The organism is Streptomyces sp. NPDC029122 (assembly GCF_055569445.1).
Genome location: NZ_JBVHWK010000014.1, coordinates 111,088 through 133,116 on the forward strand (window position 1 = coordinate 111,088; position 22,029 = coordinate 133,116).

The following is a 22,029-nucleotide window of genomic DNA, read 5'->3' on the forward strand; positions in this document are numbered from 1 at the left end:
CCCGATCCTCCCGCCGCCCGCTGCCGCCCACCAGCACCCGCCGACCCGGACAGCATTTCGAAGCGGGACCGTCTGGACACCCGGCGTTCATCCGAGCACGCGCGGAATGTGGGTTTCCGTGAGCAGGCTGCACCCGTGAGACGCATCCTCGGAATCGCTCTGGCGGTCCTCCTGATGGGCGGCGTGATCGCCGTCATCGTCCTCGGGGGAACCGGAACACCAGAGGGCACGGCAACGAAGACCGTGCGTGGCGTCATCGGGTCGGAGAAGTCCGAGTTCTTCCGCGATCCCGACGTCGTCAAGGCCCTCGCAGCCAAGGGCTACACCGTGAAGACGGAGACCTCGGGCTCCTGGGCCATGGACCAACTGGCCCTCAAGGAGTACGACTTCGCCTTCCCCAGCAGCAGCGAGCCCGCCGACGAGATCGCCGCGAAGGCCGGGGTGAAGGGCGCGCAGAGCGCGAAGCCCTTCTTCTCCCCCCTCGTGGTCATCGCCCGCGCCCACGCGGCGAAGGTCCTCGCCGACAACGGCCTCGTGAAGCCGAACGGCAAGAACACCGGCACCCTCCTCATGGACCCCTTCCTCAAGGCCGCCGGCGAGGACCGCACCTGGCAGCAGCTGCCCGGCTCGGCCGCGCACGCCGAGCTGACCGGGACGGTCTTCATCAAGACCTCCGACCCCACCACCTCCAACTCCGGCGCCCTGTTCATCGGCGCCGCCTCCAACGTCGCCAACGACAAGACGGTCGTCTCCGACGACGCGGGCATCGAGCGCACCGCGCCCCTCCTCCGGAAGCTGATCTCCGTCCAGGGCTCCCTGGAGCCCAGCACCGACGGCCCCTTCCGCTCCTTCATCAGCGGCAGCGGCGAGCCGCTGGTCCTGGCGTACGAAGCCCAGGTCGCCGCGCTGCTCCTCCAGAAGCAGGCCACCGGAGAGGCCGCGAGCATGGTCGTGCTGTACCCGGACACCACCGTCAACTCCCCGCACACCTTCGTACCGCTCGGCGAGAAGGCCAAGGACCTCGGCACGCTCCTCGCCACCGACGAGAAGCTGCGCGAACTGGCCCTGCGGCACGGCTTCCGCCCGCAGGAGGGCACCGCCGAGTTCTCGGCGTCCACCGCCCGGTACGCCGGCTACCTCAACCCGGAGCTGACCGGCATCCGCCAGGTCAGCGCACCGACCGTGAAGGTCCTGGCGGTGCTCGCGGGCCGCGCCAAGGGACAGGGGGGCACACCGTGACACTGACACCGCCCGAGGACGGGCCGCTCTTGCTGACCGCGCCCGAGCCCGTCCCCGCCGTGGAGCGCGGACAGGCCTCCGGCCTCGTACCGCTCCAGGACGGGGTCCGGGAGGAGATGGCCCGCCGGGCCCGGGAGTACGTCGCCCAGCTCGCCGGCATCGACGCCCGCTCGCCGGAGTTCGCCACCCGCCTCGGCGACATCGCCGCCCTCGGCTCCGCCGACATGCGCACCGCCGCCCAGCAGTCCAACCGGATGCTGGAGCGGGCCGTACGCTCCCTCGGCGCGGACGGCGGCGGCGACGCCCAGGCCCGCGTCGCGGGCTCGCTCGTCGAGCTGCGCCGCACCGTCGAGGACCTCGACCCGCGGGACGCCCCCGCCAAGGGGGTCCGCAGGCTGCTGGCGAAGCTGCCGGGCGGCAACCGGCTCCGCGACCACATCGCCACGTACGCCTCCTCCCAGGCCACCCTGAACCGGATCGTGGGCGCGCTGCGCGGCGGCCAGGACGAGCTGCGCCGCGACAACGCGGCCCTGCACACCGAGCGGACCCGGCTCTGGGAGACGATGGGCAGGCTCCAGGAACACGCGGTGCTCACCGAGGCCCTGGACGCCGCCGTCGAGCAGCGGATCGCCGAAGCCGGGCGCACGGACCCCGGCCAGGCGGACGCCCTCCGCTCCGACGTGCTGTTCCCCGTGCGCCAGAAGCACCAGGACCTGCTGACGCAGCTGGCCGTGTGCGCGCAGGGCTACCTGGCGATGGACGTGGTCCGGCGCAACAACGAGGAGCTCATCAAGGGCGTCGACCGGGCCGCGACGACCACCGTCTCGGCGCTGCGCATCGCGGTGATGCTGGCCTCGGCCCTGGACCACCAGCGCGCGGTCGTCGAGCAGGTCAACGCCCTGAAGGGCACCACCGAGGAGCTGATCCGGGGCAACGCGGAGATGCTGGCCACCCAGACCGGGGACATCCAGCGGATCGCCGCGGACCCGGCGGTCGGGGCGGAGACCCTCCGGACGGCCTTCGCGCAGATCTACAAGACCCTCGACGCGATCGACACCTTCAAGGTCCAGGCCACCGAGAACATGGCGGCGACGGTGGAGTCCCTGACGGGCGAGCTCCAGGCGGCCTCGGCCTACCTGAGCCGCGCCCGCACCGCGAGCGCCCTGGAAGGCGGGGACCGATGAAGCCGCCCGCCACGAGGACGAAGCCGTACGCGACGACGCACACCACGGCACGGGCGACGAGGGCCCGGCCGCGCGGACGCCTGGCCGCGGCGGTGGTCCTGGCCGCGGCCCTGCTGGGCGCCGCTGCCTGCACCTCGGACGAACCCGCCACGGGCACGGGCGGCGGTTCCGCGGGCGGAACCGGGAAGCAGGGGTACAAGGAGGGCCGGCTCCGCGTGCTGGCCTCCAGCGAGCTCGCCGACATGGCGCAGGTCCTCAAGGACGCCAAGGCCGCCACCGGGGTCTCGGTCGACTTCACCTGGTCGGGCACGCTGGACGCGGCCGAGCAGGTCGCCTCCGGCAAGGCGGACGGCACGTACGACGCGGTCTGGCTGTCCTCCAACGACTACCTGCGGCTGCGCCCGGAGGCCGCCGCCAAGCTCGCCAACGAGACCCCCGTGATGTCCTCGCCGGTCGCCGTCGGCGTGAAGCCGGAGGCGCTGGCCCGGCTCGGCTGGAAGCCGGAGGAGGTCACCTGGTCGGCGGTCGAGGAGGCCGTGGCGGCCGGGAAGCTGACGTACGGGATGACGGACCCTGTGCGCTCCAACTCCGGCTTCTCCGCCCTCGTCTCGGTGGCCTCGGGGCTGTCGGGCGCGCAGTCGGCGCTGACCGACGCGGACGTGCGGAAGGCCCGGCCCCGGCTGAAGGAGTTCTTCAAGGGGCAGAAGCTGACCTCCGGCTCCTCGGGCTGGCTCGTGACGGCGTACCCCAGGCGGGACGACGTGGACGCGCTCGTCAACTACGAATCGGTGCTGCTGTCGATGAACGACCGGGCGAAGGCCCCGCTGAAGGTGATCCGCCCGAAGGACGGGGTGGTCACCGCGCACTACCCGCTGACGCTGCTCGCGTCGGCCCCGGCCGGGGCGCGGGAGTCGGGCCGGCTGCTGACGGAGTACCTGCGGGGCGACACGGCGCAGAGGGCGATCACGCAGAAGACCTTCCGGCGGCCGGTGGCGGCCGGGGTGGCTCCGGCGGCCGGGCTGGACTCCTCGGTGCGGCGCGAACTGCCCTTCCCGGGCGACCGGTCGGTGGCGGACGGGCTGCTGGCCTCGTACGAGAACGAGCTGCGCCGGCCCTCGCGGACGGTGTACGTGCTGGACACCTCGGGTTCGATGGCGGAGGCCGACCGGATCGGGCGGCTTCGGTCGGCGCTCACCGACCTGACCGGAACGGGGAGTTCGGGGACGGGGCAGCGGTTCCGGGACCGTGAGGAGGTGACGCTGCTGCCCTTCGGCGACAAGGTGAAGGAGGTGCTCACGCACGTCGTCGAGCCGGGCGATCCGGGGCGGGCCCTGGACGCGATCCGGGCGGACGTGAAGTCGCTGCGCCCGGAGGGGGGCACGGCCGTCTACGCCAGTCTGAAGGCCGCCTACCGGCATCTGGGTCAGGGCGACGGCGACGCGTTCACCTCGATCGTGCTGATGACGGACGGGCGGAGCGGGGACAAGGCGAAGGACTTCGACTCCTTCTACGCCGGGCTGCCGCAGGCGCACAAGCGCACGCCGGTCTTCGCGGTGCTGTTCGGGGATTCGGACCGCGCGGAGCTGACGCACATCACGGAGCTGACCGGTGGCCGGCTCTTCGACGCGACCGACGGGACCGGTTCCTTGGACGGGGCCTTCGAGGAGATCCGTGGCTACCAGTAGGGCGCTCGCGTACCTGGAGTCGAAGAAGAACCTGTGGGGCAGTGCCTGCGGGCTCGCCGGGCTGGTCCTGACCCTGGCCGGTGCCGCGGGTGCGTACTGGCCGGCGGTGATCGCGGGTCTGTACGGGGCGGGCGCGCTGCTCGCCCCGCCGGACCGGACGCCTCCGCCGCTGTTCCCCGGCGCCGCCGAGCAGCTGGACCTCGTACGGGAGGACCTGGGCCGGCTGCGCGCGTACGTGGCGGAGGTGGAGCTGCCGGCGGCGGCGGAGGGGAAGCTGGGCGAGCTGCTGGACCTGTACGCGGCCCTGCTGGATCCGGACCGGGTGGCGCAGGTGCTGGCGGCGGAGCCGGAGGCGGTGCACGCGCTGGCGCGGGCGGTCCGGACGGACGTGCCGGAGTGCGTGGACACGTACGACCGGACGCGCTGGTGGACCCGGCTGACGCCGGGCGGGGAGGGCCCGGAGCGGCACCTGGAGCGGCAGCTGTCGGTGCTGTCGCAGGAGGCGCAACGCCTGACGGCGGACCTCCAGGACAGGGAGGTCCGCCGTCAGCAGACGCACACGGCCTATCTGGAGGAGCGCGGACGCTCCTGAGGCGGGCGGCGGCCGGGACAGTGGCGCCGGCCCGTCGGCCAGTCAGGCGTGTGCTGCGATGGGAAAGCCTTGGTCGGGGATTCCCACAGCGGTGGGAGCACCTTGGTCGGGGACTCCCACGTTCGTGTGCCCTGTCGTGTCAGGGCTGCCCTGTCGTGTCAGGGCGGGGCGGCCGGCCGGAGAACGGCCGGCCGGGTGCTCAGCCGAGGCGCTCGACCAGCGCGTGGTACTGGTCCCACAGCTCCTTCGGAGTGTGGTCGCCGTAGGTGTTGAGGTGCTCGGGGACCAGGGCGGCCTCCTCGCGCCAGACCTCCTTGTCGACGGTGAGGAGGAAGTCGAGGTCCTCGTCCGCGATGTCGAGGCCGTCGAGGTCCAGGGCGTCCTTGGTCGGCAGGACCCCGATGGGGGTCTTGACGCCCTCGGCCGTGCCGTCGAGGCGGCCGACGATCCACTTGAGGACGCGGCTGTTCTCGCCGAAGCCGGGCCACACGAACTTGCCCGCGTCGTTCTTGCGGAACCAGTTCACGTAGTAGATCTTCGGGAGCTTGGACTGGTCCTTGCCGGCCGCGACCTTGACCCAGTGGGCCATGTAGTCGCCCATGTTGTAGCCGCAGAAGGGCAGCATCGCGAAGGGGTCGCGGCGCAGTTCGCCGACCTTGCCCTCGGCGGCGGCGGTCTTCTCGGAGGCGATGTTCGAGCCGATGAAGACGCCGTGGTTCCAGTCGAAGGACTCGGTGACCAGCGGGACGGCGGAGGCGCGGCGGCCGCCGAAGAGGATCGCGGAGATCGGGACGCCCTTGGGGTCCTCCCACTCGGGGGCGATCGTCGGGCACTGCGAGGCCGGGACGGCGAAGCGGGCGTTGGGGTGGGCCGCCGGGGTGTCGCTCTCCGGGGTCCAGTCGTTGCCCTTCCAGTCGATGAGGTGGGCGGGCGCCTCTTCGGTCATGCCCTCCCACCACACGTCGCCGTCGTCGGTGAGCGCGACGTTGGTGAAGACGGTGTTGGCGTACATCGTCTTCATGGCGTTGGCGTTGGTGTGCTCACCGGTGCCCGGGGCGACGCCGAAGAAGCCGGCCTCCGGGTTGATCGCGTAGAGGCGGCCGTCCTCGCCGAAGCGCATCCAGGCGATGTCGTCGCCGATGGTCTCGACCGTCCAGCCGGGGATCGTGGGCTCCAGCATGGCCAGGTTGGTCTTGCCGCAGGCGCTCGGGAACGCGGCGGCGACGTACTTCGCCCCACCCTCGCCGGCCGGCGGGGTGAGCTTGAGGATCAGCATGTGCTCCGCGAGCCAGCCCTCGTCGCGGGCCATGACGGAGGCGATGCGCAGCGCGTAGCACTTCTTGCCGAGCAGGGCGTTGCCGCCGTAGCCGGAGCCGAAGGACCAGATCTCGCGGGTCTCGGGGAAGTGCGAGATGTACTTGGTGGTGTTGCAGGGCCACGGCACGTCGTCCTGGCCCTCGGCGAGCGGAGCGCCGAGGGTGTGGACGGCCTTGACGAAGAAGCCGTCGGTGCCGAGCTCGTCGAGGACGGCCTTGCCCATGCGGGTCATGGTGCGCATGGCGACCGCGACGTAGGCGGAGTCGGTGATCTCGACGCCGATCGCGGAGAGGTCGGAGCCGAGGGGGCCCATGCAGAAGGGGACGACGTACATCGTCCGGCCCTTCATGGAGCCGCGGAAGATGCCCTTCTCGCCCGCGAAGCCCCCCTCACCGGTGAAAAGGGCCTTCATCTCCGCCGGGGCCTTCCAATGGTTGGTCGGGCCCGCGTCCTCCTCCTTCTCGGAGCAGATGAAGGTCCGGTCCTCGACGCGCGCGACGTCGGAGGGGTCGGAGGCGGCGTAGTACGAGTTCGGGCGCTTGGTCTCGTCGAGCTTCTTGAACGTGCCCTTGGCGACGAGCTCCTCGCACAGGCGCTCGTACTCGGCCTCGGAGCCGTCGCACCAGACGATGCGGTCCGGCTGGGTCAGGGCTGCGATCTCCTCCACCCAGGAGACGAGCTCCCGGTGGTTCGTCGGGACGGAAGTGGGAGCCGCGTTGTCGCGCGCCACGATTGCTCCTTGTTGAGGGGTTGTTTGGTGTATGCCCCGTGGGGGCTGCGACCCGGACGCTTCGCGCTCCGCTCATCCGGTGCCGACCGCACTCATCTGATCATCCGGTGCGTGTGCGCATATGTCCAGGGGGCCTCTCACGTGAGCATCGCCACGTCCGTCAATCTTCCGTAAAGAGGACTAACGGAAAGCTACGGACCCGTAGGTAGCATGTGGACCATGACTTCAGACGCCGCCGCCGCGCCGGCCCCCCAGGCCTCCCCGGTCGTCCAGGCCCTGGAGGCGGCCGAGACCGCCCTGGAGGAGAAGCCGCTGATGCGCGGCTGGCTGCACCTCGGGATGTTCCCCGCCGTGGTGGTCGCCGGCCTGGTGCTGATGGCCTTCACCGACTCGACGGAGGCCCGCGTCGCCTGCGGGGTGTACGTCCTGACCGCCTGCCTGCTCTTCGGCGTCAGCGCCGTCTACCACCGCGGCACGTGGGGGCCGCGCGGCGAAGCCGTCCTACGGCGGCTCGACCACGCGAACATCTTCCTGATCATCGCGGGCACCTACACCCCGCTCACGGTCCTGCTGCTGCCCGGCTCCACCGGCAAGACCCTGCTGTGGGCGGTGTGGATCGCGGCCGCGGCCGGGATCGCCTTCCGGGTCTTCTGGGTCGGCGCACCGCGCTGGCTCTACACCCCGTGCTACATCGCCATGGGGTGGGCGGCCGTCTTCTTCCTGCCCGACTTCATGCGGACCGGCGGCATCGCCGTCCTGGTCCTGGTGATCGTCGGCGGTCTGCTCTACAGCGTGGGCGGGGTCATCTACGGGATGAAGCGCCCCAACCCCTCCCCCCGCTTCTTCGGCTTCCACGAGGTCTTCCACTCCCTGACGCTCGCGGCCTTCGTGGCCCACTACATCGGCATCTCGCTGGCCGCCTACCAGCACGCGTAGGCACCCGCTGCCCGATCGCGAGGGGACGCCCGCACGGACGGAGGTGCCCCCGGGGTGCCTTGCCGTGCGGGCGACGACCGCTCCGGATCGACACCGTCACACGGCCGGAGCAGGATGGAAGGAGTCGGCCCAGGGGCAGCGGGGGACCATCGACATCACGGTGCGTGACCACCGTGACCTGCGGAATGGACATCCGATGACATCCAGCGGGATACGGACGAAGAGAGTCCTCCGGCTCTGCGCAGGAGCCGGGATGGCATGCGGTCTCGTGGCCGGCCTGGCCACGCCGGCGGCCGCCGGCGAGAAACCCCCGGCCCCCACGACGGTGCGCGTCTGGACGGAGGGAACCACCGCCTACGTCACCTTCAGGGACAACACGCCCGACGAGAGCGGTCACTGGGTCGCCGTCTTCGAGAAGGACAACCCCAACAACGAAGCCGGCAAGGTGCGGAAGCTCTACCCGGGCGCCCCCGGGAAGGGACGGCTGGTCACCCGGACGCTCCCGGGTGTCAAGCCCGGCGTGGCGTACTGCGGGGCCGCGCAGGCGATGGTGCCCACGACGGACAGCGCGTCGGGTTTCCCCACGAACGAGTTCAGCGACTGGGGCAAGAACGTCTGCAGCGCCGCGACCGACCCGGCCGATCCCGCCGGCGCGCCCACGAACGCCTCGCTGGGCACGTTCAACGGCGAGTTCGCCCCGACGACCGGCACCAACCGGACCTACTGGCTGCCGTACTTCAGCTCCGCCGGGGAGGCCAAGGGCGCGGTGGTCGATGTCACCACCGAGGGGTCGCTGTCGATCAGGAAACCACCGGAGAACACCACCTTCAGCGGCTTCCAGTGCACCATGCACGCTCCCGCGGCCGACGGCAAGGTCAGGGGTTACCTCTGCACCGGAGGCACCCTGAAGGCCGGTGAGAAGAAGGAGCTCCCGGTCTTCGCGCACGTGGACAAGGCGGGCCAGGGTGTCATCCGCGCCACCCTCCGCGTAGCGGGCGACACCAACCCGGGTGACAACTCCAGCCTCTACACCGTGATGGCCAAGTGAGGCCGGCGCCCCGGGCTGTGCCCGGGGCACCGGCCCCCGTGGAGGGACGGCTTCAGCAGGCGTAGCCGTCGCGGTCCGCGTCCAGCCGCAGCGGGTCGCTACCGTTGACCTTCATCCGCTTCGGGTACGTGTGCGCGGCCAGCCAGTCGCAGCGGGCCCCGGTGGTGTTCTCGACCTCCGCCGGGAACACCGTCGGCACGCACAAGGTGGCCGTGCCGTAGTGCCGGTCGCAGCCCGCGACCTTGGGGCTGACCGGGGCCGAGTCCCGCTTGGCCGGGTTCGGCCTGGCCGGGCCCAGCTGGTCCGCGAAGGAGTGCTGGTGCGCCGAGGGCTGCTGGTCCTGCCCGCCCGACAGGGCGGCCAGGGCCGGGGCCCCGCCCACGTGCACCCACTGGGCGATCGACGGCACGTCGTTCGCGTCGACCGCGAACAGCATGTACCAGCCGGGCGGCGCCAGGTTCGGGTTGCTGGTCACGTTCAGGTCGACCGTCGTGCTGTCCACCACCGTCAGCGGCAGGTCCACGAACCGCTGGTTCGGGTCCGAGGAGTGCGTGACGGCGGCCGGCCGGATCAGCTCCGCCTTGGCGATGGGCCGGTCGACGGTGATCCGCTGCGTGTCCCCGTACACCCACCGCGTGTCGATCACCGAGGTGATCTGCGGTCGGGCGCCCTTGAACAGGTAGGGCGGGGTGTAGACCGACACGCTGTGGTTGTAGGTGCCGTTGCCCGGGTTGTCGCCGACCGACATGACCCGGCCGTCGGGCAGCAGGAAGGACGCCGAGTGGTACGTCCGCGGGATGGGGTCGGTGGCGAGGCCCGCCTGGTAGGTGTTGGCGGCCGGGTCGAAGAGCGAGGCCTCGAAGACCGGGTCGGCGCGGTCGTGGAGGCCGCCGCCGGTCTCCAGCACCTTTCCGTCGGGCAGCAGCACGGCGGAGACGTACATCTTGCCCTCGGCGCCGGTCTGCGGGCGCTTGCCCGTGCCGGTGTCGACCAGGCCCTGGGGGAGGTCGGGGCCCGCGGTGTAGGCGGGGCTCGGCTTCTTCAGGTCGATGATGTCGGTGAGCCGGTTGGCGGCCGGGTTGGTCTCGTTGTTGCCGCCGCCGATGGTCAGGACCCGCTGGTCCTGGGCCGGGGGCAGCAGGACGCTCGCCGACTCGTCGCGCTGGTCCTTGTTCCGCAGTCCGGGCACGTCGGTGATGGTGTTGGCGTCGTAGTCGTAGACCGAGGCGCCGGAGCCGGGCGTGCCGTTGCCGAAGGTGTGGCTGCCGGAGTAGAAGAGCCGGCCGTCCTGCATCAGGATCATCGACGGGTACAGGCCCCAGTACGACCAGGTCTGGTTGACCTCGTTCATCGGCAGCCACTTTCCCTGCGCCGCCGAGAACTTCTCCGCGGTGACGTTGCCCGTGGAGTCCTCCTTCAGCCCGCCGAAGGAGATCACGTCGCCGTTGCCGAGGATGGTGGCGGACGGGTACCAGTGGCCGCCGTTCATGTCGTTGGTCCGCGTGTACTGCTCGGTGGCCGGGTCGAAGACGTACGAGTCCTTCAGGCCCTGGTAGCCGATCTTGCCGTCGGCGGACGGGTAGCCCTTGTTGCCGCTCATGACCAGCACCCGGCCGTCGGCCAGCTGCACGTGTCCGGAGCAGAACATGTCCACCGGCGTCGGGATCGTCCTGACGCTGCCGGCCACCGGGTCGTAGACGGCGGAGGTGAAGGTACCGGCGTTGAACTGGGAGATGTCGTTGCCGGAGCCGGCGATCAGCAGCACCTTCCCGTTCCTCAGCACGACCGCGTGCATGGAACGCACCGGGTTCTGGGCCGCCATCACCTCCCACTTGCCCTGGGCGCACTGCTCGGCGGTACCCGTGCAGGCGGGCTGGGGCACCGGTGCCGCCACCTCCTCCAGCGCGTAGTCGTCGGAGGTGAGGGTGCCCACCCCGTAGACGGACAGGCCCCACGCGATCTTGTCGGTGTTCGGCGGGACGGCGGGCGTACGGACTTCCGTACGCGCCCACGCGGCGCTGACCGGCGGGTTCTGCAGGTCGGTCCAGTACTGCCAGCCGGTGGTGGTGTCGTGGCGGAACACCGTCACCGACACATCGGGGGTGTTCGACTTGTACCAGGCGGACAGGTCGTACTGCCTGCCCGGCACCACGCTCGGGGCACAGGTGGCGCTCTCGGTGACCAGGGCCTTGCGGTCACCGCTGACGCGGCGGGTGAGCGAGACCTTCATGGCCCTGGTGCCGCTGTGGGCGTCGGCGACGGTGGCGAAGGTGAAGTCGTTGTCGCCCCAGCCCGACCGGGACCAGCAGGACGGCATGTCGGAGCCCGCCGCGCCGGCGGTCTCGAAGCCGGGGTTGGTGAGCAGGTTGGGCGGTCCGGCCGTGGCCTGCTGGGGTGCGGTCAGGAGGAGGCAGGCGGTCATCGCGCCGACGGCGAGGAGGGCGGCCCGGCGCCCCGCCCTCCGTCGGATCTTCCTACGCATACGCGGTTCCTTTCGGTGCGGCTCAACTCCTGGCGGTGCGCGCCGCGCGCGGCCCGCGCGGCAGGTAGACGAGCGCTTCGGTGGCGGCGAAGCGCAGGACGAAGGTGGTGGCCAGCGCGAGGGCGGTCGCGGGCAGCACGTCCATGCCGAAGCGGCCCACGAACAGCGCGATGAGCGGGATGCGCAGCAGCAGGTCGGCGTTGGCGAGGAGGGCGAAGCGGCCCAGGCGGTCCGCCCAGTGGCGGTGGCGTCGCCGGTCGCGGAAGAGCAGGGTCTCGATGAGGAGGAAGTTCCACAGGACGCCGGCCTGGTTGGCGACGGCCTCCGCGGCGAGGTACTGCATCCCGACGTGGGTGAGCAGCCAGAGCGCCAGCAGGTTGGGGACGAAGCCGGAGAGCCCGATCAGCCCGAAGCCGGCCATCCGGGCGAGGCGGTTCGCGGAGCGCAGGGCCGCGAGGTGCGTCAGGAAGCGCAGCCCTTCGCGGGCGGTGGACTTCGACTCCCCGGCGAAGCGGTCCTGGAAGACGAAGGGGACCTCGGCGCGCCGCTCGGGGCGGCAGCGGACGGTGAGCTCCAGCAGGACCTTGTAGCCGAGGGGCTGGAGCGCGGCGCTCGTCACGGCCGTCCGCCGCATCGCGAAGAAGCCGCTCATCGGGTCGCTGATGCCGCGCAGGGCGCGCGGGAAGAGCCCCTTGGCCAGCCAGGTCGCACCGCGCGAGACGGCGACGCGGTAGCTGCCGGCGAGCCCGGCCCGGCTGCCGCCGGGCAGGTAGCGGGAGGCGACGACGAGGTCGGCGCCCGTGCGCTCCCCCTCGCCGACGAGTTCGGGAACCAGGTGGGGCGGGTGCTGGAGGTCGGCGTCCATGACCACGATCCAGTCGGACCCGGCCCGTTCGATCCCGGCGACGACGGCCCCGCCGAGGCCGCCGTCCGGGCTCTCGCGGTGCAGGACGGACACCGGGAAGGGGCAGTCGGCGGCGGCCTTCTCGATCACGGCGGGGGTGTCGTCGGTGGAGTCGTCGACGAACAGCACCTCGAAAGCCGGCCGGCCGGGGACGGCCGCGCTCAGCCGGCCGAGCAACTCCCGTACGTTGCCGGACTCGTTGCGGGTCGGGACGATCAGGGTGACGCTGCCGCCGGCCGCCACCGGCGGAGCGTCGACTTCCGGATCATTCAGGGCGTGCGGGGGCCACGGGTCCTCGCTCATGGTGGTTCAGCTCCCACTCTCGCGGTCGGTGCGGCGGATCTCGATACGGTCCTCGCCCGTACCGAAGACGGCGACCGCGGTCGAATGCTCGAGAGCAGCCTTCACGTTGGGCAGGTCCGCCGCGTCGCGACGCACGGTGGGCGAGGAGACCACGTAGTCGATGTCGCGCCAGCCGCGCGGCAGGGTCCTGGTGACGGCCGGGTCGAGGTCCGCCTTGTAGAACCAGATGGCCCCGTCCCCGGGGGCGAATCCGTGGTGGACGGCGTCCAACCAGAGCGCGTCGTCGACGAGGACGCGGGTGTTCGCCGGGTTGGCGACCTCCCGGCCCAGCCAGGCGGCGGCCTGCCGGTAGGGGCCGTTGGCGTCGACGGTGAGGGCGGTGCGGTTGCCCTCGTACCAGCGCGGCAGCACGTACGCGGCGGCCGCCACGGCCAGGACGCCGACCAGCGCCCGGCGCGCGTACACCACGCCCCTGCGCTCCTCCGGCGTACGGCGGCGGCGCAGCACCGCGTGCGTGACGCTGGCCGCGCCCCCGGCGAGGACCAGGGCGAGGAACGGCAGGGCCTGGATCACGTACATCGCCGGGAGGTAGCCGGAGGGACGCATCGCGACCACGGCCAGGATCACCGCGGCCAGGGCCGGCCCGGCGAGCGCGCGGGCGGTCACCGACCACCTGTGGGTCGCCAGCAGCAGCACGGCGCCGGCCAGCCCGCCGAGCGGCAGGACGGTGTCGTAGTACAGCCAGGACCGTAAGACCGCGTTCGAGCCGGAGCCGGGGTCGAGGATGAAACCGGAGCCGGGACGGCTCATCTGGTAGGTGATGCCGTCGATCAGGGAGACGTGCCCGTCGCCGGGCAGCAGCTCGTTGTTGAGCAGGGCGTACAGCGGGTACGAGAGCCCTATCAGCGTGCAGGCGGTGATCGCCCCGGTCACGGCGAACTTGCGGGTGTCACGGTGGCTGTGGCGCCACATCGTCACCAGCAGCGCCGGAAGCACCACCAGCATCGTCTCCTTGGTCAGGACGGCGGTGGCCGCCGCAAGGCCCGAACCGAAGTGGTGCCACAGGTGGCGCCTGGGGGACGCGGCGAGGCAGAAGGCCAGCAGCATCCACATCACGGCGAGGTTGTCGAGGAAGATCTCCCGCTGGAGGACCACCGACAGCGGGGACAGCCCGAACAGCCCCATCGCCAGCCCCGCCGCCCAGCGCGGCAGCCACAGCCGGCGCGCCAGGACGTACATCAGCACCGAGCCGGCGCCGGACACGGCGAGCATCGAGAAGCGCATCGGCGCGACCGTCATCCAGTCGGGCACGAAGAGGGAGGGCAGGTACGTCAGTCCCGCGATCTGGATCCATCCGAGCGGCGGATGGTCGTACCAGTACGTGTAGTGGGCCAGCCCCTCGCCCTGCTGGACGGCCCACGCCTGGGCCAGGTAGGTGCCCTCGTCGTCGCTGAGCGTCGGGAAGCCCGTGATGTTCCAGCCCTGTACGAGGACGATCACGAGCAGGACGGCGCCGCAGAGCAGCAGGTCCGGGCGGGAGGAGCGGAAGCGCACCATCGGGCGCGCGGGAGCCGCCGGACGCGCCCCGGAACCGGAGCTGGAGCCGGAGTCGGAACCGGAACTGGAGCCGGACCCGGACCCGGGCGGGCGCCGGACGGGCAGCAGCTGGGCGGTGGCCGTGGCGTCGGCCGGCTGGGGACCAGTGGCCGTGGGCAGGGTGGCGGTCACCGGGGGCTGTCCTCTCGGATCGCGGTGGCGGAGGTCAGATGCGCGCCGGTGTGGCTGGTCAGCTCCCACTCGTTGCGGCCGCGCTGCTCGCGCCAGACCGCACGGATCGCGGCGCCCGCCAGCATCACCTGGTAGAAGGGGCCGCCCACGATGAGCTTGAGGTAGTGCGCGAAACGCACCCGCAGGCCGTACTGGCGGCCGAAGTCGTGCAGGCCGACGATCTCGAAGACGAAGGTCACCATCGCTGTGATCATGGGGAGGAAGGTGATGACCGCGACGCCGACCGGCACGTCGAGGAGGACCGCCACGGCGAAGTTGACCGGGATGATCACCCCGGAGGCCGCCTGCATGAACGGGGTCATCAAGGTGTAGCGGGCCAGCCAGCGCTGACCGCGTCCGGGCAGCTGCTGCCAGTCCCTCTTGCGGTAGACCTGGAGGAAGCCCTGGTTCCAGCGGGTGCGCTGCTTCAGCAGGCTCATCAGCGAGCCCGGGGTCTCCTCACGGGTGACCATGTCGGAGTCGTACGCGACGACCACCTTCTTGCCCACCGAGGACAGCCGCACGCCCAGGTCGCAGTCCTCGGCGAGGCAGTTCTGGTCCCAGCCGCCGGCCTCGCGCAGCACCCCGGTGCGCACGAAGACGGTGTTGCCGCCCAGCGGGATGAAGCCCTTCTCGGCGTGCAGGTGGAGACGGGAGCGGAACCAGAAGAAGTACTCCAGGCAGTTGCGCAGGCTGTACCAGCTGGAGTGGAAGTTGATCAGCTGTACCCCGCCCTGGACCACGTCCGCGCCCGTGGCGCGGAAGGCGTGGTCGACGTGGGTGAGCAGCTCGGGGTGGACCTGGTCCTCGGCGTCGAAGACCCCGACGACGTCGCCCCGGCAGTGCGGGAGGGCCGTGTTGAGGGCCTTCGGCTTGTTCTTGGTCTCGTGGTGGTCGACGACGACCCGTACGCGCTCGGGCGCGCCGGCCGCGGCGCGGGCGGCCACGGCGGCCGTCTCCGGATCGTCGTGGCCGACGATGACGATGATCTCGTAATCGGTGTGGCTCGATTCGAGCAGCCGGTCGATGGTGTGTTCCAGCACGGCCTGCTCGTGACGGGCGGGCAGCAGCAGCGAGAAGGCGAGCCGGCCCCCGCCGTCAGGGCTGTCGAAGCGGGTCGAGGCGAGCGTCTCGGGCGTGCGCCAGGCATGCATCTGCCACCACAGCGTGAACGCGGCCATCCAGAAGAGCGCCAGAGAAATGGCGGAAATAAAGATAGAGGTGAGCAAACCGTCCCCCACAGACAAGCCGCAACCCCAGGCGGCGACCGAACCCCGGAGGACGGCCCGGCCCCCCGGCCCGCCGCCTCCGCTTCCCCCCGCGCGCGCACCCCCCAGTGCGCGATTTCGGTTACTCCCGGAGACACGAGACTAGGCAGCGGAGATGAAGGTCAGGCGCCGCACGAATAAAAACCACATTTCCAAGTGGTCCCCGCGCAACCGGAATTGACGCCACTCCGGCGCAATCAGGGACGTACCACGCCCAACTGCTCGGCCAACTCGACCGGTTCGGTCGTAGGCCGCGCGCAGACGAAATGCCGGCACACGTACGCCGTCGGAAGGTCGCGCACCAGTGTGCGCTCGGCCAGAAGGGGGAACTCCCCGCCGCTGCCGTCGGCCATGCGCGGCGGCCCGACCGCCACCACGGCCCCCGGGGCCGTCCCCAGCAACGCCGTCCGGTGCAGCGCGGCCGTCGCCGGGTCCTCCGGCTGCCCCACCACCGCCACCTCGCGCGGCCCGTCGACGAGCGCCTCCGCCACCGCCAGCCCGTGCCCGATGAAACGCGGGGCACGCGGCCCGAGGGCGTGCACCACCCCGAGCGCCCGCTCCGCCGCCTCCCGGTGGGGCCGCGACCCCGTGTGCGCGGCGTACGACAGCAGCGCCCCGGCGGCCGCCGTCCAGCCCGAGGGAGCGGCCGTGTCGGTGGGGTCCTGCGGCCGGCGGATCAGCTGCTCGGCGTCGTGCGCGGTGTCGTACAGCGACCCGTCCTCGGCGGTGAACCGCGCCATCACCAGGTCGACGAGGAACCCGGCGAACTCCAGCCACACCCCCTCCCCCGTGACGGAGGCCAGCGCGAGGAACCCCTCGGCGACGTCCCCGTAGTCCTCCAGCACCCCCGCGTTCGCGCCGGCCCGCCCGTCCTTGCTGGTCCGCGCCAGCCGGGCCCTCCCGTCCATGTGCACCCGCACCAGCAGGTCGGCGGCCTCGATGGCCCGCTCCACCAGGTCCGGCCGCTCGAAGAAGGCCCCGCACTCGGCGAGCGCCGCGACGGCCAGCCCGTTCCAGGCGGCGACGACCTTGTCGTCCCGCCCCGGCGCGGGCCGCCGGGCGCGGGCAGCCAGCAGCCGCTCCCTGATGGAGGCGATCCGCCCGGCCTCCACCGCCGGCCCGTCCAGCGGCAGTTGCAGCACCGACGTGCCGTGCTCGAAGGTCCCCTCCTCGGTGACCCCGAAGTACGCGGCGGCGAGCGCCCCGTCCTCCTCCCCGAGCACCTCGGTCAGCTGCGCGGGCGTCCAGGCGTAGTACGCCCCCTCGACGTGCCCGCCGGTCAGCGGATCCTCGCTGTCGGCATCGAGCGCGGAGGCGAACCCGCCCTGCTCGGTGCGCAGTTCCCGCACCATGAAGTCGGCCGTCTCCAGCGCGACGCGCCGCGCCAGATCGGATCCGGTGGCCCGCCACAGGTGCGCGTACACCCGGCAGAGCAGCGCGTTGTCGTACAGCATCTTCTCGAAGTGCGGTACGACCCACTCCCGGTCCACGGAGTACCGCGCGAACCCGCCGCCGAGCTGGTCGTAGATCCCGCCCCGCGCCATCGCCTCACAGGTGTCGGCGGCCATCTGCAGGGCGCCCTCGGACCCGGTCCGGGCGTGGTGGCGCAGCAGGAACTCCAGCACCATGGACGGCGGGAACTTCGGCGCCCCGCCGAACCCGCCGCGCACGGCGTCGTAGTCCCGCGTCAGCCCGAGCAGCGCCTGCCCCAGCTCCTCGGGCCCCGGCAGCCCGGCCTTCCCGTAGTCCAGCTGCCGCCCGGCCAGATCCCGCACGATCCGCTGCGCGACCTCGGCGACCTCCTCCCGCCGCCCGTCCCAGGCGGCCCGCACGCCTTCGAGCACCTGCGTGAAGGAGGGCATCCCGTGCCGGGGCTCGGGCGGGAAGTAGGTCCCGAAGTAGAAGGGCTCGGCCTCGGGCGTGAGGAACACGGTCATGGGCCACCCGCCCTGCCCGGTCGCCGCCTGCACGGCCTCCATGTAGACGGCGTCGATGTCGGGGCGTTCCTCGCGGTCGACCTTGATGTTGACGAAGTGCTCGTTCATGTAGGCCGCCGCCGCCTCGTCCTCGAAGGATTCGCCAGCCATGACATGACACCAATGACACGCAGAGTAACCAACTGACAACAGAACGGGGACATTGCGCTCACGCGCCTCCGCGAACGCCTCCGGCGACCAGGGCCACCAGTCGACCGGATTGTCGACGTGCTGGAGCAGATACGGCGAGGTCTCGTTCGCGAGGCGGTTCGGCATATTCCCATCCTGCCCCACCACCCGCTCTCCGCGGCGCGACCGGCCCGTTCCCGGCGCCGGTTCGGGTACGGCGCGCCGGCGGCCCGCTGCTCAGGGGTGTCTGAGCACGGGGGTCAGGGCGTGGGTCCACGTAGCGCGGACGGTGGGCCAGGTGGGGGTGCAGCCGTGGGTGCGGGTGGCCAGGTCCGGGTGGCGGTCGGGGGCCGCCCCGTGCAGCAGGCAGAGGTGGGCGGCCGCGCGGGCGGCGGGCGGGGCGTGCTCGTCCGGCCCGGGGTCCGCGGGCGGTGACAGCCGGTACGCCTCGGCGGCGGTGCGCAGGGCGCGTTCTCCCCTCGGGCCCTCGCGGATCAGCATGAACGCGGCGAAGCGGTCGGCGGCGTCCTCCTCCGCCCGGTCCGAGGCGACGGGCAGGCCGAGGAGGTCGATGAGGGCGTGGCCCGCCTCGTGGTGGACGGTCTCGGTGGTGACGTCGGCGGCGGCCCCGTCGTCGCCCAGGAGGGCCCGCTCCTCCGCCAGGTCGTCGTAGCAGAGCTCTATGCGGCGGGTCTCCGGGTCGTAGCCGGTGCCCCCGCCCGCGCAGGAGCGGGCGAGGACGGTGACCCGGGCCGGGAGGCGGAGGTAGGCGTTGAGGGCCTCGACGGCCCGTTCGGCGGGCTTGCGGGAGCGCAGCAGGGCGGCGTGGTCCTCGTCGGGCCCGTCGGGGTCCTCGTACCGGATGACGAACCCGGGGGACGGCGGCTCCTTCCCGCAGCCGGACGAGGCGGCGAGGAGGGCCGCGCACAGGGCGAGGGCCGTCCAGCGCGGGGTCATGCGCCCAGCCTAGGCGTACATATATGCACGCGGGTGTCCGTCGAGGCTCCAACTCCCTCTGAAATAGCTCAGATTCCTCGCGCTGCGCCCTGTCCCGCAGGACACTTGGCGCACGTTTCCGGAGCTCTCCGAGGAGGATGCCGATGCGGGACAGCCATCGTGTCGAGGCCGAACGGGTGCTGGCCCGGGCCGTCGAGGAGGAGGTCCGGCGGGCGGGGGCGGGGGACCGCGAGGCGCTGTTCGCGCGGGGGCGGGAGGCGCTGGACGGGATCGCGGCGGCCGCCGGGGAGGAGTACGCGGCGTACGTGGCCGCCCTGGACGAGGCCGCCGCCGGCGAGCAGTCCCTCGGGGAGGCCTTCCGGCGGGGCAGCACCGGGGCGTCGCTGTTCGTGTCGGGGGTCGCCGCGGCCGCCGCCGTGGGGGCGGACCTGGCCTTCGGAGTGGCGGCGGGGACGGCGGTCAGCGCGGGCATCGTCGTGGGCGTCGCGGGGGCGGCGGCGACGGTGGCCACGGTGACCGCCCTGCACGTGCCCGCGGCGAACCGCCGGGCCGGGGCCGCGGGCCGCCCGGGCGGGCCGGAGCAGCTGCGGCTGCAGTGGCTGACGGCGCTGGAGGTGCGCGGGATCCGGCCGTTCCTGGAGCAGGAGCGGGCGGTGGCGGCGGCCTCGGTGCGGGGGCCGTCGCGGTCCCGGGCCGCCGCCGGCGGTGGGGCCGTCAACGGCAGCGGCGGCGTGGCGCCGCTGCCGCGCGGGGGTGACCGCAGCGCGGAGGCCCGGCGGCGCAGCATGCTGGAGCAGTCGTTCGGGCAGCTCCCGGACGCCGACGCGCTGTTCACGGGCCGGCGCGCGGAGCTGACCCGGATCGCGCAGTGGGTGGGTGCGGCGCGGGCCAGTACGGAGACGCGGCCGGTGGTGGTGGTGCTGCACGGCGAGCCGGGGGTGGGGCGTACGGCGCTGGCGCTGCGGGCGGCGCACGCGCTGCGGGACCAGTTCCGCGGGGCGTGCGTGGTGGATCTGCGGGGCGGTTCCACCGGCGCGGGCGAGGCGCCGCTGTCGACGCGGGAGGCGTTGCTGCACCTGCTGAACCGGCTGGGGGCGCCCCGCGAGCAGCTGCTGTTCCGTGAGGGCGCGTCGGCGGAGTCGCAGGTGCGCCGGCTGACGGAGCTGTACCACCAGCACCTCCAGGGGTCGCCGGTGACGGTGGTGCTGGACGACGCGGTGGATCCGGAGCAGGTACGGGCGCTCGTGCCGGAGCGCTCGGAGAGCCTGGTGCTGGTCACGGCCAGGGAGCCGCTGGAGCTGCCGGAGGACCTGGCGGCGTGGGTGCACCGGCTGCCGGTGGTGCGGCTGGCGCGGGAGGAGGCGGCCGGGGTGCTGCGCGCGGCGGCGCGGGCGGCGGGTGAGGCCGCGCCGGAGGGGGCGGCGCTGTCGGGGCTGCTGGAGCTGGGGGCGGGGCTGCCGCTGGCGCTGCGGGTGCTGGCTCCGCTGGGGTCGGCGCGGGCCTCGGACGGTGGTGGGGGCGGGGGTCTGGAGCACGCTCTGGAGCTGGCCTACGTACGGCTGCCGGAGGAGCGGCGGCGGCTGTTGCGGCGGCTCACGCTGGCGGGGCGGGCCTCGCTGGGGGCGGCCGCGGCGGCGGCGCTGGCCGGTGCGGAGCGGGTGGAGGCCGGGCGGCTGCTGGGGGAGCTGGCGCGGGCGGGCCTGCTGGACCTCGTACGCGGGGAGCGGTACCGGATGCACGACGCGGTGCGCGCGTACGCGGCGGCGCGGCTGGCGGGGGACGAGGACCGGGCGGAGGCGGCGGCCGCGCACGAGCGGCTGATCCGGGACTACGCGCGGCTCGCGGACTCGGTGATCCGGATGGTCGACGGGAAGATGTCGACGCGGTCGAACACGGTGTCGCGGTCGGACGCGGTCGGGGGGCACGGTTTCGCCTCGCTGGACGCGGCGCTGCGCTGGCTGGACGACGAGTCGAGCTTCATCACGGCGGCGCTGCGGCATTCGGAGGGGGTGGACCAGCAGGCGGTGCTGGATCTGCTGGGGGCGTTGTGCGATTTCTGTCTGCTGCGCGGGGACCTGTACCGGCTCGGGGAGATCAACGAGCTGACGCGGGCGGTGGACCGGGGGCGGCTGAACCGTTCGGTGCAGTGGCGTACGGGGATCGCGGCGCGTCAGCTGGGCGAGCTGGACAAGTCGCGGACGACGCTGACCTCGCTGGTGGACCAGTACAGGGAGGCCCGGCAGGAGGCGGGCGCGGGCATGGCGCTGGTGTCGCTCGGGATCACGCTGCACCATCAGGGCAATCTGCCGGAGGCGGCGGCGCGGATCCGGGAGGCGCTGGCGTTGCAGGAGCCGGAGGAGCTGGCGGGTGACCGGGCGTGGGCGCTGCACGCGCTGGGGGCGGTGGAGCGGGACCGGGGGCGGCTGGCGGAGGCGCTGGAGCTGCTGGAGCGGTCGCTGGGGCTGCACCGGCAGAGCGAGAGCGTGCACGGTGAGGCGTGGGCGCACTTCCAGCTGGGGCAGGTGTACCTGCGGACGGGCGGGGTGGCGCGGGCGGAGCAGGAGCTGCGGCTGGCGCTGGAGCTGTACGGGCGGACGCGGGACGACCGGGGTGAGGCGTGGGCGCTGACGCAGCTGGGGCGGGCCCGGGTGGTGGACGGGGATCCGGAGGGGGCGCTGGAGCGGCTGCGGGAGGCGTTGGCGCGGCACCGGGTGGCGGAGGACGCGCGGGGCGAGGCGTGGACGCTGTACTACCTGGGGCAGGCGTTGGAGGAGGGCGGTGAGCGGGACCGGGCGGTGCGGGAGCTGGAGCGGGCCCGGACGATGTTCTCGCGGATGCGGGACGTGTACGGGCTGGCGCACGCCCGCTACCAGTCGGGGCGGGTGACGCGGGACCAGCGGGCGGCGCAGACGGGGAACCTGCGGAATTCGGGTTTCGCGCGGCAGCTGCTGGTGGACGCGCGGGCCGATTTCCGGCGGATCGGGCTGGCGCACGGGGAGGCGTGGACGTGCGTGGAGCTGGCGGTGATCGACGCGGGGAACGCGCGGGCGGCGCAGGCGGTGGGGTTGTGCGAGGACGCGGTGCGGCTGTTCGTGTCGTACGGGGACCGGCGCGGGGAGGACTGGGCGCGGTTCCTGCGCTGCACGATGCTGCCGTACGCGGGTGGGGGTGACGCGGTGGTGGAGGAGGCGCGGGCGGAGCTGGCCCGGCTGGTGGCGGCGCCGCATGCGCTGCGTGACGGCCGGCTGGAGGACTGCCTGGAGACGTACGGGGTGGTGCTGGCGCGGGGGGCGGACCCGGCGGAGGGCTGGCAGGCGTGGCGTCTGGGCCTGGTTCCGGGCCTGCGGGCGCGGGAGGTGATGGGGGTGGCGGTACCGGAGGCGTAGGGCGCGCGGGGGCGCCGTACCCGCCGGAGGGGCAGGGCGCCGGGGCGCCGTACCGCCGGGGCGTGGGCGCGCGCGGGCGCGCCGTCCCGCCCGGGTGTGGGGGCGGGACGGCGCTGCCGCGCCGTG

Annotated in this window: 14 protein-coding genes; 7 read left to right on the forward strand and 7 right to left on the reverse strand. The window is 72.8% G+C overall.

Going from position 1 to position 22,029, the window contains the following annotated elements:
• The first annotated feature begins 135 nt into the window (after positions 1–135).
• From ACZ4WZ_RS18350 to ACZ4WZ_RS18365, 4 genes are read left to right on the forward strand one after another with little or no spacing between them, the layout of a single operon-like run.
• Entirely contained in the window at positions 136–1,239 is a 1,104-nt protein-coding gene (locus ACZ4WZ_RS18350; protein ID WP_467891449.1) for a hypothetical protein, read from the forward strand.
• Positions 1,236–2,423, forward strand: coding sequence for a toxic anion resistance protein (locus tag ACZ4WZ_RS18355; protein WP_467891452.1), 1,188 nt, complete (start codon positions 1,236–1,238; stop codon positions 2,421–2,423). Before ACZ4WZ_RS18350 ends, ACZ4WZ_RS18355 begins: the two co-directional genes overlap by 4 nt.
• Positions 2,420–4,108, forward strand: coding sequence for a substrate-binding and vWA domain-containing protein (locus ACZ4WZ_RS18360; protein ID WP_467891454.1), 1,689 nt, complete (start codon positions 2,420–2,422; stop codon positions 4,106–4,108). Before ACZ4WZ_RS18355 ends, ACZ4WZ_RS18360 begins: the two co-directional genes overlap by 4 nt.
• Entirely contained in the window at positions 4,095–4,700 is a 606-nt protein-coding gene (locus ACZ4WZ_RS18365; protein WP_467891456.1) for a hypothetical protein, read from the forward strand. The genes ACZ4WZ_RS18360 and ACZ4WZ_RS18365 overlap by 14 nt, the downstream gene beginning before the upstream one ends.
• Before the next feature lie 199 nt (positions 4,701–4,899).
• Here ACZ4WZ_RS18365 and ACZ4WZ_RS18370 read toward each other — a convergent pair whose 3' ends face one another.
• Positions 4,900–6,747: a phosphoenolpyruvate carboxykinase (GTP) gene (locus ACZ4WZ_RS18370; RefSeq protein ID WP_467891459.1), complete on the reverse strand. Its 1,848-nt coding sequence runs from the start codon at positions 6,745–6,747 to the stop codon at positions 4,900–4,902.
• A gap of 219 nt (positions 6,748–6,966) precedes the next feature.
• Here ACZ4WZ_RS18370 and trhA point away from each other — a divergent pair, with 219 nt between their 5' ends.
• Together trhA and ACZ4WZ_RS18380 are read left to right on the forward strand one after the other, a co-directional pair.
• On the forward strand, positions 6,967–7,683 hold the full coding sequence (gene trhA, locus ACZ4WZ_RS18375) for a PAQR family membrane homeostasis protein TrhA (RefSeq protein WP_467891462.1): 717 nt from the start codon (positions 6,967–6,969) through the stop codon (positions 7,681–7,683).
• 253 nt (positions 7,684–7,936) lie between these two features.
• Complete coding sequence (locus ACZ4WZ_RS18380) at positions 7,937–8,731, forward strand: hypothetical protein (protein WP_467891464.1); 795 nt, start codon at positions 7,937–7,939, stop codon at positions 8,729–8,731.
• A gap of 52 nt (positions 8,732–8,783) precedes the next feature.
• Here ACZ4WZ_RS18380 and ACZ4WZ_RS18385 read toward each other — a convergent pair whose 3' ends face one another.
• The 6 genes from ACZ4WZ_RS18385 to ACZ4WZ_RS18410 all read right to left on the reverse strand — a co-directional run bounded on the left by ACZ4WZ_RS18385 (position 8,784) and on the right by ACZ4WZ_RS18410 (position 18,517).
• Positions 8,784–11,213, reverse strand: a complete 2,430-nt coding sequence (locus tag ACZ4WZ_RS18385; RefSeq protein ID WP_467891466.1) for a galactose oxidase-like domain-containing protein — start codon at positions 11,211–11,213, stop codon at positions 8,784–8,786.
• A 22-nt stretch (positions 11,214–11,235) separates the two neighbouring features.
• Positions 11,236–12,420: a glycosyltransferase gene (locus ACZ4WZ_RS18390; protein WP_467891468.1), complete on the reverse strand. Its 1,185-nt coding sequence runs from the start codon at positions 12,418–12,420 to the stop codon at positions 11,236–11,238.
• Positions 12,421–12,426: 6 nt separating this feature from the next.
• Positions 12,427–14,148 (reverse strand): ArnT family glycosyltransferase, encoded by a 1,722-nt coding sequence (locus tag ACZ4WZ_RS18395; protein ID WP_467891470.1) that lies wholly within the window; start codon positions 14,146–14,148, stop codon positions 12,427–12,429.
• A complete protein-coding gene (locus tag ACZ4WZ_RS18400) occupies positions 14,145–15,416 on the reverse strand; it encodes a glycosyltransferase (protein ID WP_467891472.1) in 1,272 nt (423 codons plus the stop codon). The genes ACZ4WZ_RS18395 and ACZ4WZ_RS18400 overlap by 4 nt, the downstream gene beginning before the upstream one ends.
• Positions 15,417–15,652: 236 nt before the next feature.
• On the reverse strand, positions 15,653–17,707 hold the full coding sequence (locus tag ACZ4WZ_RS18405; protein ID WP_467891474.1) for a thioredoxin domain-containing protein: 2,055 nt from the start codon (positions 17,705–17,707) through the stop codon (positions 15,653–15,655).
• Positions 17,708–17,797: 90 nt separating this feature from the next.
• On the reverse strand, positions 17,798–18,517 hold the full coding sequence (locus ACZ4WZ_RS18410) for a DUF4344 domain-containing metallopeptidase (protein ID WP_467891476.1): 720 nt from the start codon (positions 18,515–18,517) through the stop codon (positions 17,798–17,800).
• Positions 18,518–18,660: 143 nt separating this feature from the next.
• Between ACZ4WZ_RS18410 and ACZ4WZ_RS18415 the strand changes: the two genes are divergently transcribed.
• Positions 18,661–21,903 (forward strand): tetratricopeptide repeat protein, encoded by a 3,243-nt coding sequence (locus tag ACZ4WZ_RS18415; protein ID WP_467891478.1) that lies wholly within the window; start codon positions 18,661–18,663, stop codon positions 21,901–21,903.
• Positions 21,904–22,029: the final 126 nt, after the last annotated feature.

What these genes read in the sequence shown, in the direction of transcription:
- ACZ4WZ_RS18360 (WP_467891454.1), top strand. Translation starts at nt 2,420, where the DNA reads ATGAAGCCGCCCGCCACGAGGACGAAGCCGTACGCGACGACGCACACC.
- ACZ4WZ_RS18415 (WP_467891478.1), top strand. Translation starts at nt 18,661, where the DNA reads ATGCGGGACAGCCATCGTGTCGAGGCCGAACGGGTGCTGGCCCGGGCC.
- trhA (WP_467891462.1), top strand. Translation starts at nt 6,967, where the DNA reads ATGACTTCAGACGCCGCCGCCGCGCCGGCCCCCCAGGCCTCCCCGGTC.
- ACZ4WZ_RS18405 (WP_467891474.1), bottom strand. Translation starts at nt 17,707, where the DNA reads ATGCCGAACCGCCTCGCGAACGAGACCTCGCCGTATCTGCTCCAGCAC.
- ACZ4WZ_RS18410 (WP_467891476.1), bottom strand. Translation starts at nt 18,517, where the DNA reads ATGACCCCGCGCTGGACGGCCCTCGCCCTGTGCGCGGCCCTCCTCGCC.
- ACZ4WZ_RS18385 (WP_467891466.1), bottom strand. Translation starts at nt 11,213, where the DNA reads ATGCGTAGGAAGATCCGACGGAGGGCGGGGCGCCGGGCCGCCCTCCTC.
- ACZ4WZ_RS18390 (WP_467891468.1), bottom strand. Translation starts at nt 12,420, where the DNA reads ATGAGCGAGGACCCGTGGCCCCCGCACGCCCTGAATGATCCGGAAGTC.
- ACZ4WZ_RS18380 (WP_467891464.1), top strand. Translation starts at nt 7,937, where the DNA reads ATGGCATGCGGTCTCGTGGCCGGCCTGGCCACGCCGGCGGCCGCCGGC.